The sequence below is a fragment of the Streptomyces gardneri genome (assembly GCF_006539185.1).
GTDB classification, from domain to species: domain Bacteria; phylum Actinomycetota; class Actinomycetes; order Streptomycetales; family Streptomycetaceae; genus Streptomyces; species Streptomyces gardneri.
Window position 1 is genome coordinate 172,239 of sequence record NZ_BJMN01000005.1, and the last position, 14,831, is coordinate 187,069.

15 protein-coding genes and 1 pseudogene are annotated in these 14,831 nt (G+C 74.1%); 8 read left to right on the forward strand and 8 right to left on the reverse strand.

All coding sequences use genetic code 11. From position 1 onward, the window contains the following. Positions 1–47: 47 nt before the first annotated feature. The gene (locus SGA01_RS03275; protein ID WP_141293095.1) at positions 48–1,280 is read right to left on the reverse strand and encodes an MFS transporter; all 1,233 of its coding nucleotides are present in this window, start codon (positions 1,278–1,280) and stop codon (positions 48–50) included. A gap of 355 nt (positions 1,281–1,635) precedes the next feature. Here SGA01_RS03275 and SGA01_RS03280 point away from each other — a divergent pair, with 355 nt between their 5' ends. The 3 genes from SGA01_RS03280 to SGA01_RS03290 all read left to right on the forward strand — a co-directional run bounded on the left by SGA01_RS03280 (position 1,636) and on the right by SGA01_RS03290 (position 4,327). Next, positions 1,636–1,869: a hypothetical protein gene (locus SGA01_RS03280; RefSeq protein ID WP_055644883.1), complete on the forward strand. Its 234-nt coding sequence runs from the start codon at positions 1,636–1,638 to the stop codon at positions 1,867–1,869. Positions 1,870–2,124: 255 nt separating this feature from the next. Continuing rightward, a complete protein-coding gene (locus tag SGA01_RS03285; protein WP_055644884.1) occupies positions 2,125–3,351 on the forward strand; it encodes an ROK family protein in 1,227 nt (408 codons plus the stop codon). 205 nt (positions 3,352–3,556) lie between these two features. After that, positions 3,557–4,327, forward strand: coding sequence for an SAM-dependent methyltransferase (locus SGA01_RS03290; RefSeq protein WP_141293097.1), 771 nt, complete (start codon positions 3,557–3,559; stop codon positions 4,325–4,327). 7 nt (positions 4,328–4,334) lie between these two features. Here the strand turns inward: SGA01_RS03290 and SGA01_RS03295 are convergent, their stop codons facing one another. Continuing rightward, the gene (locus SGA01_RS03295) at positions 4,335–4,922 is read right to left on the reverse strand and encodes a DUF4865 family protein (RefSeq protein ID WP_141293099.1); all 588 of its coding nucleotides are present in this window, start codon (positions 4,920–4,922) and stop codon (positions 4,335–4,337) included. Between the two features lie 75 nt (positions 4,923–4,997). Next, a complete protein-coding gene (locus SGA01_RS03300; protein WP_141293101.1) occupies positions 4,998–5,582 on the reverse strand; it encodes a TetR/AcrR family transcriptional regulator in 585 nt (194 codons plus the stop codon). Positions 5,583–5,739: 157 nt separating this feature from the next. Between SGA01_RS03300 and SGA01_RS03305 the strand changes: the two genes are divergently transcribed. The 3 genes and pseudogenes from SGA01_RS03305 to SGA01_RS03315 all read left to right on the forward strand — a co-directional run bounded on the left by SGA01_RS03305 (position 5,740) and on the right by SGA01_RS03315 (position 9,475). After that, complete coding sequence (locus tag SGA01_RS03305) at positions 5,740–6,027, forward strand: SHOCT domain-containing protein (RefSeq protein ID WP_141293103.1); 288 nt, start codon at positions 5,740–5,742, stop codon at positions 6,025–6,027. Further along, positions 6,024–6,773 (forward strand): annotated as a pseudogene (locus tag SGA01_RS03310) (ABC transporter ATP-binding protein); the annotation flags it as partial. The gene SGA01_RS03305 and the pseudogene SGA01_RS03310, both read left to right, overlap by 4 nt. 143 nt (positions 6,774–6,916) lie before the next feature. Next, entirely contained in the window at positions 6,917–9,475 is a 2,559-nt protein-coding gene (locus tag SGA01_RS03315; RefSeq protein ID WP_141293105.1) for an FtsX-like permease family protein, read from the forward strand. Between the two features lie 23 nt (positions 9,476–9,498). Here the strand turns inward: SGA01_RS03315 and SGA01_RS03320 are convergent, their stop codons facing one another. Further along, positions 9,499–10,062: an ATP-binding protein gene (locus tag SGA01_RS03320; protein WP_167533992.1), complete on the reverse strand. Its 564-nt coding sequence runs from the start codon at positions 10,060–10,062 to the stop codon at positions 9,499–9,501. Positions 10,063–10,263: 201 nt separating this feature from the next. Further along, entirely contained in the window at positions 10,264–10,584 is a 321-nt protein-coding gene (locus tag SGA01_RS03325) for a hypothetical protein (RefSeq protein ID WP_141293107.1), read from the reverse strand. A 172-nt stretch (positions 10,585–10,756) separates the two neighbouring features. Between SGA01_RS03325 and cds1 the strand changes: the two genes are divergently transcribed. Then, positions 10,757–11,887 (forward strand): L-cysteine desulfhydrase Cds1, encoded by a 1,131-nt coding sequence (cds1, locus tag SGA01_RS03330; protein WP_055644892.1) that lies wholly within the window; start codon positions 10,757–10,759, stop codon positions 11,885–11,887. Here the strand turns inward: cds1 and SGA01_RS03335 are convergent. After that, positions 11,847–12,347: an SRPBCC family protein gene (locus tag SGA01_RS03335; protein WP_141293109.1), complete on the reverse strand. Its 501-nt coding sequence runs from the start codon at positions 12,345–12,347 to the stop codon at positions 11,847–11,849. The genes cds1 and SGA01_RS03335 overlap by 41 nt on opposite strands. A gap of 135 nt (positions 12,348–12,482) precedes the next feature. Here SGA01_RS03335 and bla point away from each other — a divergent pair, with 135 nt between their 5' ends. Continuing rightward, complete coding sequence (gene bla / locus SGA01_RS03340; protein WP_141293484.1) at positions 12,483–13,415, forward strand: class A beta-lactamase; 933 nt, start codon at positions 12,483–12,485, stop codon at positions 13,413–13,415. 36 nt (positions 13,416–13,451) lie between these two features. Here bla and SGA01_RS03345 read toward each other — a convergent pair whose 3' ends face one another. Together SGA01_RS03345 and SGA01_RS03350 are read right to left on the reverse strand one after the other, a co-directional pair. After that, on the reverse strand, positions 13,452–13,889 hold the full coding sequence (locus tag SGA01_RS03345; protein ID WP_141293111.1) for an SRPBCC family protein: 438 nt from the start codon (positions 13,887–13,889) through the stop codon (positions 13,452–13,454). After that, positions 13,886–14,713, reverse strand: a complete 828-nt coding sequence (locus SGA01_RS03350; protein ID WP_141293113.1) for a DeoR/GlpR family DNA-binding transcription regulator — start codon at positions 14,711–14,713, stop codon at positions 13,886–13,888. Before SGA01_RS03350 ends, SGA01_RS03345 begins: the two co-directional genes overlap by 4 nt. Positions 14,714–14,831 lie beyond the last annotated feature (118 nt).

Sequence of the window (14,831 nt, forward strand, 5' to 3'; positions counted from 1 at the left end):
TCGTCGTCTCCATGGGCGGATTCTCGCAGGCCGCGTGAGTGCGGCTCTCAACTCGCCGGATCGGCGGCCGCGTTCCGTGCCCAGTAGCCCATCGCCGCGGCACCGGCGGCGAGGACCGCGACGGTGGTGAGCGCGACCGGCAGGGAGAACCAGTCGGCGAGGAACCCGATGGACGGCGGGCCGAGCAGCATGCCCCCGTAACCGAGCGTGGAGGCGGTCGCCACGCCGCCGGGACCGGCGATCGCGCCGGCGCGGGCGACGGCGACGGGGAAGATGTTGGCGAGGCCGAGCCCGGTCACCGCGAAGCCGAGCAGCGTGGCCCAGACGGTCGGGGCGAGCGCGCCGAGCAGCATGCCGGCGGCGGCCGTGGCGCCGCCCGCGACGAGGGTGCGGGTCTGGCCGAGGCGTTCCAGGAGCAAGGTGCCGGAGAGCCGGCCGGCGGTCATCGTCAGGGCGAAGACGGAGTATCCGGCGGCGGCCACGCCCGGGTGGGCGCCCAGGTCCTGTTCGAGGTGGAGCGCGCCCCAGTCGGCCAGCGCCCCTTCGCCGTACGCCGTGCAGAGGGCGATCACACCGAAGACGACGACCGTTCGGCGGGCCGCCCGTGAGGGCTTTCCGGCCGTCCTGGGCCCGGCGGGCGCCGCGAGGGTCTCGGGCAGGGCGGGCGAGGGGTGGCGCAGGAGTACGGGACCGGCGGCGGCCGTCAGGGCCAGGCCGACGACCGTCAGACCGAGGAGGTGGGTGGTGGGGGAGAGGCTGCCGGCGAGCAGCCCGCCGATGCCGGCGCCGAGCATGCCGCCGAGGCTGAACGCGGCGTGGAAGCTCGGCATCACCGGGCGGCGCAGGGCGGTCACCAGGTCCACGGCCGCGCTGTTCATGGCGACGTTGATCCCGCCGTACGCGGCGCCGAAGACCAGCAGGACGAGGCCGAGGGCGAGCGGGGACCGGGTGAGCGCCGGGAGGGCGACCGAGAGCGAGAGGAGTACGGCGGTGGCGACCGTGACGGCGTGGGAGCCGTAGCGGCGGCAGAGCCGGCCGGTCAGCGTCATGGTGACGACGGCGCCGGCGGACACCCCGAGAAGGGCGAGGCCGAGGTCACCGGCCGAGGCGCCGGTCTGCTGCTTGACGGCGGGGATGCGGACCACCCAGCCGGCGAACAGGAAGCCGTCGAGGGCGAAGAAGAGGGTCAGGGCGGAGCGGAGGCGGGACAGGGAGTGGGTGGCGGTGTCTCCGCCGGGGCCCCCCGATACGGCCGTCCGTACTTTGTTTAGTAGCGGCACAAACTCAGGATAGGGGGATCCCCCGGCCGCAATCAAGCGAGCGGTGGGCGAACCCGAAGGCGGCTCTTGATCGCCGACGTCCGCCGGCCGCCGGACGGCGCCGATGAGGCCGAACCCTCCGCGCCGAACCGTGATGTCCCAGGCCGTGGACGCTGTTCGGGTGACAAAGGCCAGGTCATCGCGGTGAGGGTGCTGCCCAACGGGCCACTGGAGAGCATCGTTTCTGCGCCCGCGCGAGCCCTGGATCCGACTGCCCGGCATTGGAGTGAGACGCCGTGTCCCGCCTTTTCCGAAGGCGTTTGACCGGCAGACGAGCACCTTCTGGCACGTCATTCCGAGATCTTGAGGAGTAGCTATGCGTTCTCTCGCCGCGTCTGTCCTGGCCGTGGGCATTCTGCTGGGCGGCGCCGGTGCCGCGCTCGCCAACGACGGAGTCGGCACGGGGTACTTCTCCGGCGGCAGCGCGGGCTTCAGCTCGCACTGCTCGGCGACCGGCGTCCCGTCCGTGTACGGAACGATCTTCACCGGCTCGTGTCACGACAAGGGCTGGGAGAAGGGCCCGGAGGGCGCCTTCCTCGCCGCCCACTGACCTGACACACCCCTGGCTCGGGCGAGGACGCAGCCCTCGCCCGAGCCGGCCCACTGCGGAGGCGGGGCCGGCCGGCGCGACCGGACCGGACGGGGCGCCCGCCCGACCGCCCGGCGACCGTAGGCCCGGCCCGGCGACCACAAGCCCTGCCCGGCGACCACCGGCCCCGCCCAGTGGCCACAGGCCCCGCCCGGCGGATACCCCGCACCCCGTCCAGGGAACACCCCACCCTCCGATCATGGGAGACTCCACCCCATGAACGGCAAGGCGACGACGACCCGGACACGGCTGGACAGGGGGCGCAGCGCGCTCGGCCCCGCGCTGGAGCTGGTGCACACCGGAAGGGCTCCGACCAGGGCCGTCCTCACCGCCGAGCTCGGCGTCACCCGGGCCACCGCCGGCGCGGTCGCCGCCGAGCTGGAGGCCCTCGGCCTCATCCGCGTCGACTCCAACCCCGGTGCCGCCGCCGGCTCCCAGGGGCGTCCCTCCCACCGGCTCGCCGTCGACGAGAAGGGCCCCGTCGTCCTCGCCGCCCAGGTGCACGCGGACGGCTTCCGGGCCGCGCTCGTCGGCCTCGGCGGCACCATCGTCGCCACGGCCCCCGGCTGCGTCACCGTCTCCGCCGACCCGGCCCAGGTCCTCGGCGCCGTCGTCGACGCGGGAGCCGCGCTGCTCCGGGAGAGCGGCCGCCGCTGTGTCGGCGCCGGACTGGCCGCGCCCTCCGCAGTGGCCGAGCCCGAGGGCACCGCCCTCAACCCGCTCCACCTCGCCTGGCCCGCCGGCGCGCCCGTCCGGGAGATCTTCGCCGAGCGGGTCCGGGCCGCCGGGATCGAGGGCCCCGCCTTCACCGGCAACGACGTCAACCTCGCCGCCCTCGCCGAGCACCGCCACGGCGCCGGGCGCGGCGCCCGCGACCTCCTGTGCGTGGCCACCGGCCACCGGGGCGTCGGCGGCGCGCTCGTCCTCGACGGCCGACTGCACACGGGCAGCGCGGGCCTCGCCCTGGAGGTCGGCCATTTGACGGTCAATCCGGAGGGGCGCCCCTGCCACTGCGGCAGCCGCGGCTGCCTCGACGTCGAGACCGACCCGCTCGCCTTCCTCACGGTCGCGGGCCGGGACCCCGGGCCCGAGGTCTCCCTGCTCCAGCAGGCCCGTGACCTGCTGCGGACCAGCCGGGACGACCCGGGTGTCCGGGTGGCCGTCGGGGAGCTGATCGACCGTCTCGGCCTCGGCCTCGCGGGCCTGGTGAACATCCTCAACCCGGACCGGATCATCCTCGGCGGCCTCCACCGCGAGCTCCTCGACGCCGACCCCGAACGCCTCCGCGCGGTCGTCGCCGACCGCAGCCTCTGGGGCCGCAGCGGCGGTGTCCCGATCCTGCCCTGCACCCTGGACCACAACAGCCTGGTGGGCGCCGCCGAGCTGGCCTGGCAGCCGGTGCTCGACGACCCGCTGGCCGCGCTCGGCCGGGAGCCCGTCTGAGTGACTTGCCGGCTGCGCTCGTCCGAGAGCCCGTCGGAGCGACTTGCCGGCCGCGCTCGTCCGAGAGCCCGGGAGTCGGGGAGTCGGGGAGCCGGTCCGAGTCGGCCCTTCGCCGCACCGGTGGGACACCGGTGTGACGTACTCGGCGTCGCCCTGGCCGAAAACCAGTGGGCGGCGGACGTCGTACGGCGTAGCGTTCCGCATCATGATCACTTCCGACTCCGGTCTCCCCCCACGCCTCGGCAGCCTCACCTTCCACGGGCCCCTCTCCGAGACCCGCGCCACCCGCATGATCGAACGGCTCGCCGCCGAAGCTCCCGCGGACGTCCTCGACATCGGCTGCGGCTGGGGCGAGCTGCTCCTCCGCGTGCTGGAGAACGCCCCGGGCGCCAAGGGCATCGGAATCGACATCAACGCCGAGGACCTGGCCCGCGGCCGGGCGCTCGCCGACGAGCGCGGTCTCGCCGACCGCGTGCTCTTCGTCGAGGAGTCGGCGCTCGGCACCGAGCGGGGACCCGTCGACGCGATCCTCTGCCTCGGATCGAGCCAGGCGCTCTGCGACCCCGAGCAGCCGTACGACCCCGCCGCCGTCTTCCGTGAGCTGCGTCGACTGGTCCGGCCCGGCGGCCGGGTCGTGCTCGGCGAGGGCTTCTGGGAGCGCACCCCGACGGACGAGGAGCTGGCCGGCATGTGGCCCGGCGCGCACGCCGGCGACCACCTCTCCCTCGGCGCCCTCGTGGACCTCGCGATCGAGGCGGGCTTCCGGCCCGCGTGGATCGAGACGGCGAGCGCCGACGAGTGGGAGGACTTCGAGTCCGGCTACCGGTACGACACCGAGGTCTGGCTCGCGGCCAACCCCGACCACCCGCTCGCCGCGGAGACCCGCGAGCGCGTCGACCGCCAGCGGTCGACCTGGGTGAACGGCTACCGCCGGGTCCTCGGAATCGCCTACCTCACGCTCATCGCCGTGGTCTGAGGCCGCGTCACCAGCGACGCCGTCCGGCCCCCAGGTCTTCGCGACCCGGGGCCGACAGGTGCAGCACCCGGAAGCGCTCGCCCTCGCCGGCGGGCGCTTCCGGGTCGGCCCACAGGGTGAAGGCGAGCAGTTCCCAGTGGCGCGGATCCACGGCCAGGGCCGAGGCGACCACGCCGTCCCGGCGCGCCTCCCGCGCGTGCCGGGCCACCGCCTCCGCCACGGCCTCGCCCGGCGGCACCCCCTCGCCGAGCGGGGTCCTGCGGCGCGTCGCGGTACCCGGAGCCGAAGCGGCCGCCGGTCCCTCCTCGTACGACAGGCCCGTCCAGTGCTGCACCACCGGTCGGCCGAAGTCGTTCACGATGCCCTGGAAGCCGGGCCCCCAGAGGAAGCTGTTCATGCCCTCGGGCGTGGCCCAGAGGTAGAACGGCGCGTACTGGTTGACCGGCGATCCGGCCTCCCGCTCCCGGATCAGATAGGCCTTCAGCCCGAGCCCGGGGAAGGCGTCGAGGAGATGGCCCCGCGTCGCGACCCGTTCGCGGATGATGCCCATGTCGTAATCGGCGGGCAGAGTGATCTCGTACTGCATCGCATGCACGGAACGGCCTCCGGTGGACTCGAAGTCGAAGTCGAAGTCGAAGTCGGTCTCGGTCTCGATCTCGGAACTGGGGGATCAGGTGGCGGCGAGCAGCGCCAGCAGACCGCGTACGGCGCTGTCGAACGGTGCTCGTGAGCCCGTGGCGCGGGCCAGGACGTAGCCGCCCTGCACGGTCGCCACGACCGTCGCCGCGATCTCCTCGGGATCGAGGGAACCCCTCAACTCACCGCTGTCCAGGCCCTCCTGGACCACCTCGGCGAGTCTGCCCCGCAGCCGGCCGAGCACCTCCTCGACGGGGGCGCGGAGTTCGGGGTCCGCGATCACCTCGGGGTCCATGGTCAGCCGGCCCACCGGGCAGCCGCGCAGGACCTCCCGCTCGCGCAGCAGGTACGCCTCGATCCGGGCGTACGCCGAGCCCTCGCCGCCCAGCACGGCCTCGGCCGCCGCGCCCATCTCCTCGGCCGTACGCCGGATCGCCGCGAGCGCCAGGTCCTGCTTCCCGGTGAAGTGGTGGTACATGCTGCCCTGGCCCGCGCCCGCCGCCTGCTGGACGGCCTTGGGGCTGGTGCCCACGTAACCGCGCTCCCACAGCAGCTCGCGGGTGGCCTCGACGAGCCGCTCTGACGTGGTCTTCGGGGTGCTCATGACCGCACTGTACATACCAGTAGGTACAGCCGGGAAGGTCTCCGCACCCGCCCGCCGTACTCCCGCTGTCGTACGCGCGAAGCCGCTGTCCGTACGACGCCCCGGACCCCCTCCCGGGGCGAGTCTCGAACCAGAGACACACCACCCCAGCGCACCGAGGAGCTGAACCCTCATGAACACCCTCGCCCACGCGGGCCCCGGCCCGTGGATCCTTCTCTTCCCCCTGGTCTGGGCCGTCGTCGTCGCCGGGCTCGTCACCCTCGCCCGCCGCGCCGGATGGCGCCCCGGACGCGGCGGGCGCCCGTACCGGGACAGCCGCCCCGACGAGCACTCGCCGATCGCGCTGCTCGGCCACCGGTTCGCCGCCGGGGAGATCGACGAGGACGAGTACTGGCGCCGGCTCACCGTCCTGGAGGAGCAGTTCGGCCGCGCCGCGACCACCAAGGAGCGCCGGGCATGACCACCGCCACCCACGCCCCCGCCGGGTACGCCGACGCCGCCCGGGTGCTGGACGCCGTCAAGGTCTACGGGCGCGGCGACACCGAGGTCAGGGCCCTCGACGGCGTGAGCGTCGACTTCCCGGCCGGCCGCTTCACCGCCGTCATGGGCCCCTCGGGCTCGGGCAAGTCCACGCTCCTGCACTGCGCCGCGGGACTCGACACCCTCACCTCCGGCGCCGCCTTCGTCGGCGGCACCGACCTCTCCACGCTCGACGACCGCCGGCTGACGCTGCTGCGCCGCGACCGCGTCGGCTTCGTCTTCCAGGCCTTCAACCTGCTGCCGACCCTGACCGTCGCCGAGAACATCACCCTTCCGCTCGACCTCGCCGGGAGGACCCCCGACCGGGCCCGCTTCGACCGGCTCGTCGACACCGTCGGTCTGCGCGACCGTCTGCACCACCGGCCGGGCGAACTCTCCGGCGGACAGCAGCAGCGCGTGGCCGTAGCCCGCGCCTTCGTCGGCGACCCGGACGTCGTCTTCGCCGACGAGCCCACCGGAAACCTCGACTCGCGCTCCGGCGAGGAGGTCCTGCGGCTGCTCGGACGGACCGCGCGGGAGACCGGCCGCACGGTCGTCATGGTCACCCACGACCCGGTCGCCGCCGCCCACGCCGACGAGGTGGTCTTCCTCGCGGACGGGCGGCTCGTCGACCGGATGGCCGCCCCGACGGCCGACCGCGTCCTCGACCGCATGAAGGCCTTCGAGACCGGTACCGGCGCGAAGGCCGTCGAGACAGACACCGGCGCGCAGGCCTTCGAGACCGGCAGCGGCGCGAAGGCCTTCGAAGCCGGCACGGGCGACAGCGCGAGCGCCGGTTCCGAGGCCGGCGCGACCCGGGGAGCGACGACATGAGAACCCCCGCCACCCTCCGGCTCACCTTCGCCTCCCTCCGCGCCCACCGGCGCCGCTTCCTCGGCACCTTCGCCGCCGTCCTCCTCGGCGTCGCCTTCCTCACCGGCACCCTCGTCATGGGCGACACCCTGCGCACGAGCTTCGACGCGATGTTCACCGGCGCCACCCGCGGCACGGACGCCGTCGTCCGCAGCGCCACCGTCGTCACCGCCGCCGGCGAGGCGCAGGGCACCCGCGGCCCCGTCGACTCCGGTCTCGCCGACCGGCTCGAGGGGATCCCCGGAGTCGCCGCCGCCGCGCCCCTCGTCGAGGGCGCCGGCCAGCTCCTCGCCGCCGACGGGACCCCCGTCGGCGGCAAGGGCCCGCCGACCCTCGCCGGGAACTGGATCGAGGACCCGGCACTCAACCCGTACCGGCTCGCGGAAGGACGCGCTCCGAGCGCACCCGGCGAGGCCGTCGTCAACCGCGGCGCGGCGAAGGCCGGCGGCCTCGGCATCGGCGACACGACCGTCCTGCGGACCCCCGACCCCGTCCGGGTCACCGTCGTCGGCCTCGCCACCTTCGGCGGCGCCGACGGCATGGGCCAGGTCACCTGGACCGGCCTGACCCGCGCCGACGCCGAGCGGTACCTGACGGCACGCCCCGGCGAGGCGACGAGCATCGCCGTCCGCGCAGGGCCCGGCGTCAGCCAGGAGGAGCTGGTCGCCGCGCTCGCCCCCGCCCTGCCCGAGGGCGTCGAGGCGATCACCGGGCAGCGCGCCGCCGAGGAGAACACCGAGATGGTCTCCGGACGCTTCCTCGACCTCTTCACCACCTTCCTGCTGGTCTTCAGCGGAATCGCGGTGCTCGTCTCCGTCTTCACCATCCACAACACCTTCGCCGTCCTCATCGCCCAGCGGACCCGCGAGAACGCCCTGCTCCGCGCCGTCGGCGCCGCCCGCCGCCAGATCGTCACCGGCACACTCGCCGAGGCGCTCGCCGTGGGGCTGCTCGCCTCCGCCGCCGGGCTCCTCGCCGGGATCGGCGTGGCCGCCGGCCTGCAGGCCCTCTTCCCGGCCGTCGGATTCCCGTTCCCCGAAGGCGACCTGATCATCACGGCAGGCTCCCTCGCCCTCCCGCTCGGCGTCGGACTCGCCGTCTGCGCCGGCTCGGCGCTCCTCCCCGCCGTACGGGCCGGACGCACGGCCCCGCTCGCCGCGCTCCGCGAGACGGACGTGGACGGCTCCGGTACCTCCCGGGCCCGCGCCCTGACCGGCGGTGCCCTGCTGGCCGCCGCCGTCGCCACGGTCCTCGCCGGAGTGCTCGGCACCCCCTCGCTGTGGCTCGCCGCGGCCGGCGCCGGGCTCGCCGTCGCCGCCTTCGTGGTGCTCGGACCGGTGGCCGCGTCGGTCGCCGTGCGGGCGCTCGGCCGGCCCCTGCGCGGCGCCAACCGCGGCCTCGCCCGCCGCAACGCCCTGCGCAGCCCCGGGCGTACGGCCGCGACCGCCACCGCCCTCATGATCGGGGTCGCCGTCGTCACCCTCTTCACCGTCTTCGGCGCCTCCCTCAAGGCGACCATGGACCGCACCGTCGACCGCTCCTTCGCGGGCGACGTGGCCATCGGCGCGCCCTCGTTCGGCGCGGGCGGCAGCGGGCTCAGCCCCCGGCTCGCCCCGGCGGTCGCGGCGCTGCCCGAGGTCGACACGGCGGTCGGCCTGGGGAGCGCGGTGGCGGAGGTCGACGGCCGGGGGCGCGCCCTGACCGTCACCGACCCGGCCGCGCTCGCCCGCACCCTCGACCTGGGGGAGGTACGGGGCTCCCTCACCGGACTCGGTACGGACGGGCTCGCCGTCGCGGCCGACGAGGCCGCCGCCTCCGGTCTGGCGCCCGGGCGCACGGCCGAACTGACCTTCACGGACGGCACCCGGGGGACCTTCACCGTCCGGGCGGTCTACGAGCGCGCCGACCTCGCCGGCGACTACCTCGTCACCCGGGAGGCCTGGGCCCCGCACCGCACCCAGGACGCCGACCGCCTCGTCGCCGTCGCCTTCGCGGACGGCGTGTCCGACGCGGACGGCAAGGCGGCCGTGACCGCGGTCGCGGACCGGTACGGCCAGCCGGAGGTGCAGACCAGGGACGAGTACGCGGAGGCCTCGGCGGGCGGCATCGACATGATGCTCACCCTCGTCTACGCGCTCCTCGCGCTCGCGGTCCTGATCGCACTGCTCGGCATCGCGAACACCCTGACCCTCGCCGTCCACGAACGGACCCGCGAACTGGGCCTGTTGAGGGCCGTCGGACAGACCCGCGCCCAACTGCGGGCCATGGTCCGCTGGGAGTCCGTCCTCGTCGCAGCCTTCGGCACGCTCGGCGGGCTCACCCTCGGCGGCTTCCTCGGCTGGGTGCTCGTCCGCGCATCGGAGGGATCGGGCGACAGCGCGCTCGCCTTCGCCGTACCGGCCGCGTCACTGGCTGCCGTGGCCCTGGTCGGCCTGGTGGCGGGCGTCGTGGCGGCCTGGCGTCCGGCGCGCCGTGCGGCGCGCCTGGAGATCCTCCGAGCCATCGCCCAGGAGTGACCGGGGTACGGACCCGGTGGGCGTCAGCCCGGGTGGCCGGCGAGGACCGGGAAGGGGTCGTACTCCGTGTACGCGCGCTCGGTCGGGGGGACGTGCACGACGTGTACGCGCTCCTCGACCGGCGGGGCGGACGGCGGCGCCGAGAGGGTGAACCACACGACCTTGCCGTCGTCGCCGCACGGGCGGACACCCCAACTCTCGCTGACCGCACCGACGATGGCGAGGCCCCGGCCGGAGGTGGCGAGCTCTTCGAACTCGTCGGACCCGTCGCTGTCAAAGGCGCTGTCGAAGCCGCCGTCATCGGCGCCGTCCAGGTCGGCGGCCCGCGGTATTCGGGGGTCGTGGTCCCTGACCGACACGGTCAGACGGTCGAGTAGCAGCTCGATCTCGACCGTGCACCGCTTGTCCGGCTGTGCGTGCCGGTGGACATTGGTCAGCAGCTCGGTGACACCGAGCACGGCATGGTCGACCAAAGCGTCGAGATGCCACTGGCGCAGATGCGCGGAGACGATTCTGCGGACCTGACCGATCCGCGACGGCAGGGCATGGAGCTCCACCGCGTAATACCTGCTCGGCTCGCTGATCACGGCTGCGACTCCCCGAAGTAGTCCGGAAGAAGACGAAGATTCGGATCTCACATGCGGTACTGCGGCACTGCGGTTCAAAGGGGCACCCGTACACCGGGGCGGCGACCGTAGCGTGACGTCACCACCGGCGAACCCTCGGTGAGGTGGTACCAGCGTGAACCAGCGGTGACCGCCCCGCAACTCGCGGCGAGCCGTGGCAGGTCAGCGCCCGGCGGCCCGCTTCAGCGCCGCGAGGAAGCGCCCCGACTCCGCGGTCTCGCCCCCGCCGCGCCGGTCGCCTTCCCCGTGGTGAAGGGTCAGCCGGTACCGGGTCCCGTTCACCGTCGCCACCGTCTCGTCGGCCTTGGCGAACCACGGCCGCCCGGCCCGCACGGCGGTCACCGGCGCACTGTCGATCTCGCTGCCGTAGCTCGTGAGCAGCGCGAGCCGGCCGTCCTCGATCCGCACCTCTCCGGCGCGCGTCAGGGAGCGGGGCCAGCGTGCGATCCGTACACCCCTCGCGCTGAAATCGGGTTCCGCCATGCCGTCCGCCCCTTTCACCCGGTTGCCGTCACCAGTGTGACGGGTGGCCCGCGACCGCACCAGTAGCCTCCCCACAAGGGATGCCTATGGAACGTCAAAGGGAACGTTTGCCCAGGTGAGAGGGGTATTGTCGAGAGCGGGAAGCAGTGGCAGTGAACGAGGAGTGGGACGGATGAGCACCACCGAGAACAGCGTGACCGCCGCGCCGGCGACCGTCGACGTCGACCGCAGCGACGCGGCGTACCGGGCCTGGCTGAAGGAGGCCGTCCGCAAGGTTCACGCCGACGCCAACCGCTCCGCCGACACCCACCTGCTGCGCTTCCCGCTCCCCGAGAAGTGGGGCATCGACCTCTACCTCAAGGACGAGTCGACCCACCCCACCGGCAGCCTCAAGCACCGGCTCGCCCGCTCCCTCTTCCTCTACGGGCTCTGCAACGGCTGGATCCGGCCGGGCAAGCCCGTCATCGAGGCCTCCAGCGGTTCGACCGCCGTCTCCGAGGCGTACTTCGCGAAGCTCATCGGCGTCCCCTTCATCGCCGTCATGCCCCGCACGACCAGCCCCGAGAAGTGCCGGCTCATCGAGTTCCACGGCGGGGAGTGCCACTTCGTCGACGACTCGCGGACGATGTACGAGGAGTCCGCGGCCCTCGCCGCGCGCACCGGCGGCCACTACATGGACCAGTTCACCTACGCGGAGCGGGCCACCGACTGGCGCGGCAACAACAACATCGCAGAATCGATTTACCAGCAGCTGAAGCTGGAGCGCTACCCCGAGCCGACCTGGATCGTGGCCACCGCGGGCACCGGCGGCACCTCGGCGACCATCGCCCGCTACGTCCACTACATGCAGCACGACACCCGGATCTGCGTCGCCGACCCGGAGAACTCCTGTTTCTTCGACGGCTGGACCCACAACGACCCGGACGCGACCGCCGACTGCGGCTCGCGCATCGAGGGCATCGGCCGCCCCCGCATGGAGCCGAGCTTCGTGCCCGGCGCGATCGACCGCATGATGAAGGTCCCCGACGCCGCGAGCGTCGCCGCCGTCCGCGCCCTGGAGACGGCCATCGGGCGCAAGGCGGGCGGCTCCACCGGCACGGGCCTGTGGAGCGCCTTCAAGATCGTGGCCGAGATGGTCAGGCAGGAGCGCACCGGCAGCGTCGTCACCCTGATCTGCGACCCGGGTGACCGCTACCTCGACAAGTACTACTCCGACACCTGGCTGGCCGCCCAGGGCCTGGACATCGCCCCGTACAGCGCCGCTATCGAGCGGTTCCTGGCGACGGGGGTCTGGCCGGAGTGAGCCGCCGGTCCAGGCGGCGCGCCGCGTCCCGGAAGGACAGGCCGACGCCGGGGCGGGCGAGCAGGAGCGCGAGCCGGACCGGCGCCGGGCCGTCGACGGCCATGGTCCACCGCAGGCGCGTGCCCTTCCCGGCGGGGAAGAGGGTCCATTCCTCCGCCAGGGCCGTGACGCCGGGGGCGTTCGTGAGGTCCACCCGATAGCCGTACCGGGTGTCGGGCTCGGTGGCGAGGATCGTCTCCTCGAAGACGATCCCGCCCCGCAGCCGTATGGTCCGCCCCGCCCCGTCGCCCGTCGGGACGGCGGAGGCGACGGCGGTGAACCACGAGGGCATGCTGCCCACCTCCACGGCCAGCGACCGGTAGACGGCCGGCGGTGGTGCGGCCAGTGTCGCCGTGTGGACGAGACGGACGGGCGCGGTTGCGGTGAAGTCGAGCTCCACCGGCCTCAGTCGGCGTGCCATGGACGGACCTCCCCTGGACGGATGCGGAAGTGCACCCTAGCTGACAGCATGTCAACGGCACAGGGTGCCGGTGGTCGCCGCGCATGATGGACTCCGCAAGGATCTCGCCGCGCCGGAAGGGGAACTCCCTTGTCCATCAGGCCCACTGCGTCCCGCACGTCCACGACAGCGCCACACCCGTCCCGCCGCACCGCGCTCGCGCTCGGCGCCGGCACCGCGCTCGCCTCCCTCCTCCCGCTCGCGGGGACGGCCCACGCCTCGACGGGCCGCCTCACCGGACGGCTCCGAGAGCTGGAGAAGGAGCACTCCGCGCGGTTGGGCGTGTTCGCCCACGACGTCCGCACCGGCCGGTCGGTGGCGTACCGCGCCGACGAACGCTTCCCGATGTGCTCGGTGTTCAAGACCCTCGCCGTCGCGGCCGTCCTCCGCGACCTCGACCACGACGGCTCCTTCCTGGCGAAGCGCATCCGGTACACGGCGGCGTACGTCGAACGGTCGGGCTTCTCGCCGAGGACCGGGCTCCCCGAGAACCTCGCCCACGGGATGACCGTCGCCGGGCTCTGCGACGTGACCCTCCGCTACAGCGACAACGCCGCCGCGAACCTGCTGCTGCGGGAGCTGGGCGGGCCGACGGCCGTCACCCGGTTCGCCCGGTCGATCGGGGACGGCGTCACCCGGCTGGACCGCTGGGAGCCCGAGCTGAACTCCGGTGAGCCCTGGCGCGACACCGACATCACCACCCCCCGCGCCATCGGCCGGACCTACGGGCGCCTCGTCCTCGGCACCGCGCTGACGCCCCGGGACCGCGACCGGCTGACCGGCTGGATGCTCGCCAACACCACCAGCGGCGAGCGGTTCCGCAAGGGGCTGCCCGCCGACTGGATCCTCGCCGACAAGACCGGCGGCGGGCGGTACGGCGGCAACAACGACGTGGGCGTCGCCTGGCCGCCGACCGGCGGTCCGGTCCTGCTGGCCGTCCTGACGGCCAAGCCCGAGGAGGACGCGGCGGCGGACAACCCGCTCGTGGCCGGGGCGGCGGCTCTGGTGGCGGCGGAACTCCGCCCGTAGGACGAAGAGTCCGCCTGCCGCGAGCCCGGGCACTCCTTAAGGGCGGAGCAGGCCGTCCACGGCCCGGCCGAACAGGGCACGCCCCGCGCGCGCCAGGACCGGGTCGAAGGCGCGCGGGAGTCCGCGTACCGCGAGCTCCTCCGTCCACTCCACCCGACTGCCGCCGCCCGGGGCCGCCGTCACCGCGACCTCCGCCCAACCCCGCACGACCCGGCCGGACTTGTCGAGCCGGCACACCCCCGGCCGGCCGGACCCCGGCGGCTCCCAGCGCACGACCTCCATCGGGTCGTCGAAGGACAGCAGGCCGAGCCCGGTCCGCGCCGTGAACCGCGTCCCCGCCCCGTTCGGGCCCGGCGTCAGGACCGTCGTCCGGGTCAGCGGCACCTGGCGGCCGTGCGCCGGCCAGTCCGTCAGCCGCCGCCACACCTCGTCCGGCGGCAGCGACACGGTCCGCTCGACCCGGAAGAGGGTCACGCGGGCTCCTCGCCCGCCACCACGAGCCCCGGCAGGTGCTCGGCGACCTCGCCGCGCACCCCCTCGCCCAGGCCGCGGTCCGTCACCCAGGTGTCCACCTCGCCGAGGTCGGCGAAGGAACTCAGGCCCACCGTCCCCCACTTGGTGTGGTCGGCGACCACCACCACCCGGCGCGCCGAGCGCATCAGACACCGGTTGGTCTCCGCCTCCGCGAGGTTCGGCGTCGACAGGCCGGCCTCGACCGAGATGCCGTGCACTCCGAGGAAGAGCAGGTCGAAGTGGAGCGAGCGGATCGCCCGGTCCGCCACCGCCCCGACCAGAGCGTCGGACGGGGTGCGCACCCCGCCCGTCAGGACGACGATCGGCGCCCCGCGCCGCACCTCGCCCCCGCTGCCGGTCAGTTGCGCCTCGTGGAACACGTCCGCGACCCGCACCGAGTTCGTCACCACCGTCAGATCCGGCACGTCGAGGAGCTGCCGGGCCAGCGCGTAGGTCGTCGTCCCGCCGGACAGGGCGATGGCCGTGCCCGGTGCGACCAGCGCCGCCGCGGCCCGCGCGATCTCGTCCTTGGCGCTCGGTTCGAGCACCGACTTGGCCTCGAAGCCCGGCTCGTGGGTGCTCGCCTCGACCACCGGCACGGCCCCGCCGTGCACCTTCGCCAGCATGCCCTGCCGGGCGAGCGCGTCCAGGTCGCGGCGGATCGTCATGTCCGAGACGTTCAGCCGGCGGGTCAGTTCGTTGACCCGTACACCACCGCGCCGCCGGACCTCGTCGAGGATCAGGGCGCGCCGCTGCTCCGCGAGGAGGTTCTGGTTGTCAGTCACCGCCGGGGCCGGTCCTTCCGCAGGGGACGAGGGGATCAGTGTCGGATTCGGTGAGAGACCGTGCGTGGGCGCACGGCCGTCAGCGATCCTGTTTCCGACGTCGCATCCTCCCACTCAG

Coding starts and splice junctions, on each gene's coding strand:
- SGA01_RS03280 (WP_055644883.1), top strand. CDS start 1,636: ATGCGTTCTCTCGCCGCGTCTGTCCTGGCCGTGGGCATTCTGCTGGGC.
- SGA01_RS03285 (WP_055644884.1), top strand. CDS start 2,125: ATGAACGGCAAGGCGACGACGACCCGGACACGGCTGGACAGGGGGCGC.
- SGA01_RS03290 (WP_141293097.1), top strand. CDS start 3,557: ATGATCACTTCCGACTCCGGTCTCCCCCCACGCCTCGGCAGCCTCACC.
- SGA01_RS03300 (WP_141293101.1), bottom strand. CDS start 5,582: ATGTACAGTGCGGTCATGAGCACCCCGAAGACCACGTCAGAGCGGCTC.
- SGA01_RS03305 (WP_141293103.1), top strand. CDS start 5,740: ATGAACACCCTCGCCCACGCGGGCCCCGGCCCGTGGATCCTTCTCTTC.
- SGA01_RS03315 (WP_141293105.1), top strand. CDS start 6,917: ATGAGAACCCCCGCCACCCTCCGGCTCACCTTCGCCTCCCTCCGCGCC.
- SGA01_RS03325 (WP_141293107.1), bottom strand. CDS start 10,584: ATGGCGGAACCCGATTTCAGCGCGAGGGGTGTACGGATCGCACGCTGG.
- cds1 (WP_055644892.1), top strand. CDS start 10,757: ATGAGCACCACCGAGAACAGCGTGACCGCCGCGCCGGCGACCGTCGAC.
- SGA01_RS03335 (WP_141293109.1), bottom strand. CDS start 12,347: ATGGCACGCCGACTGAGGCCGGTGGAGCTCGACTTCACCGCAACCGCG.